Below are 1,763 nucleotides of genomic sequence, written 5' to 3'. Positions count from 1 at the left end.
CGCGCCACCAGTGGTCGGCCGCCGTCTCGACGCGGCGCACGGTGACGCCGCCGGACGCGGCGAGGCATCCCGTGGCGTCCAGCGCCGCGACCGTCTCGCGGTAGTGCTCGCTGGCCTCGAACGCGGCGAGCGTCGCCTCGTCGCGCCAGAACGTGACGACCTCGCGGTCGAGACCGTCGCCGACGGCGAAGACGAAGCCCTCGCAGCCGTCGGCGTCCTGGAACATGCGGCGCGCGCGGGTGCGGGCGAACCCGTCGTACACGGGCTCGGTGCCCGGGGCGAGCGTCGCTCGCCAGGTGCGCACGATCATGCCTCCGACTCCGCCTGGCGGGCCCGGTAGGCGGCGACGGCGTTGCGGTTGCTGCACGCGGTGCTGCAGAAGCGCCGGGAGCGGTTGCGCGACAGGTCCAGCACGACGCCGTCGCAGGTGTCGTCGGCGCAGACGCCGAGCCGGGACGTCTCGTCGGCGCGGACGACGTCGATCATCGCCATGGCCGTCTCCACGACGATGCGCGTCGCGAACGGGCGGTCGTCCTCGACCGCGTGCAGGTGCCAGTCGAGGTCGCCGTGGCGCACGAGCTGGGGGAGGGCGTGGTGCTCGCGCAGCATCGCGTTGACGAGCTCGACCGCCTCGTCGCGCGAGCTGGTCAGCAGGGTGCGCAGGGCGGGCCGGACGGCACGGACGGCCTCGAGCTCGGCGGCGTCGCGGGCCAGCGACCCGGTGTAGCCGTGGCCCTCGTAGAACCTGACCAGGTCGTCGACCGTCGTGAGGGTGTCGGGCTCCAGGGCGGAGTTGGCCAGCTCGACGGCGGCGCGCAGGGCGTCGTTCGTGTCATCGGCGAAAAGCACGTTGACACCTTACAAGGTACGGCCTACTGTCATCTGTCATGACCGCCATGGCTCATGACATCGCGTCGCGGCCCACGTCCCGGCTCGCGTCCGGCGTGGGCCTGGCGCTGCTCTCCGCGCTGTCGTTCGGCCTGTCCGGCCCGCTCGCGAAGAGCCTCATCGAGACCGGCTGGTCGGCGGGCTCGGCCGTGCTCGTCCGCGTCCTGGTGGCGGCCGGCGTGCTGCTCGTCCCGGCGCTGGTGGTGCTGCGCGGACGCTGGTCGGTGCTGCGCCGCCACGGCGCGACGATCGCCGCCTACGGCCTGGTGGCGGTGGCCGGCTGCCAGCTGGCGTACTTCCAGGCCGTCGCCCGCATGGAGGTGGGGCCGGCCCTGCTCATCGAGTTCATGTCGCCGGTCGCGGTCATCGGATGGCTGTGGGTGCGCCACGGGCAGCGCCCCGGACGGCTCACCGTCGTGGGCGCCCTCGTCGCGATCGCGGGGCTCGTGCTGGTCATCGACCTGCTGTCGGGTGCCGCCGTGGACGTCGTCGGGGTGCTCTGGGCGCTCGGCGCCATGACCGGCGCCGCCGTCTACTGGATCGTCTCGGCCGGCGACGACGGTGACCTGCCCGGCGTCGTCCTCGCCGCCGGCGGGCTGCTCGTCGGCGGGCTCGCCCTGCTCGTCGCCGGGCTCGTGGGCGTGCTGCACCTGGACGCGTCGGCGTCCGACGTCGTCCTGGCCGACACGTCCCTGCCGTGGTGGTTCGCGGTCGGCGCGCTCGGCGTGGTGACGGCGGCGCTCTCGTACGTGCTGGGCATCGCGGCGGTCCGCCGGCTCGGCTCCCGGCTGGCCTCGTTCGTCGGGCTGAGCGAGGCGCTCGCCGGCGTCGTCCTGGCCTGGCTGCTGCTGGGGGAGCAGCCGCGTGCCGTGCAG

At 74.3% G+C, this 1,763-nt stretch carries 3 protein-coding genes; 1 reads left to right on the top strand and 2 read right to left on the bottom strand.

Features of this window, described 5'->3' with window-relative positions; all coding sequences use genetic code 11:
• The coding region (locus AC2W7G_RS15395; RefSeq protein ID WP_485869212.1) for an antibiotic biosynthesis monooxygenase family protein at nucleotides 1–310 on the bottom strand (310 nt) is incomplete at its 3' end.
• A complete protein-coding gene (locus tag AC2W7G_RS15390; protein WP_485869211.1) occupies nucleotides 307–849 on the bottom strand; it encodes a CGNR zinc finger domain-containing protein in 543 nt (180 codons plus the stop codon). The genes AC2W7G_RS15390 and AC2W7G_RS15395, both read right to left, overlap by 4 nt.
• A 47-nt stretch (nucleotides 850–896) precedes the next feature.
• Here AC2W7G_RS15390 and AC2W7G_RS15385 point away from each other — a divergent pair.
• The coding region (locus tag AC2W7G_RS15385; protein WP_485869210.1) for an EamA family transporter at nucleotides 897–1,763 on the top strand (867 nt) is incomplete at its 3' end.

Source organism: Aeromicrobium sp. PFPM2_SD2 (assembly GCF_057364525.1).
The sequence above is the reverse complement of the archived record's forward strand: the minus strand, read 5'-3'. Positions and strand labels throughout refer to the sequence as shown.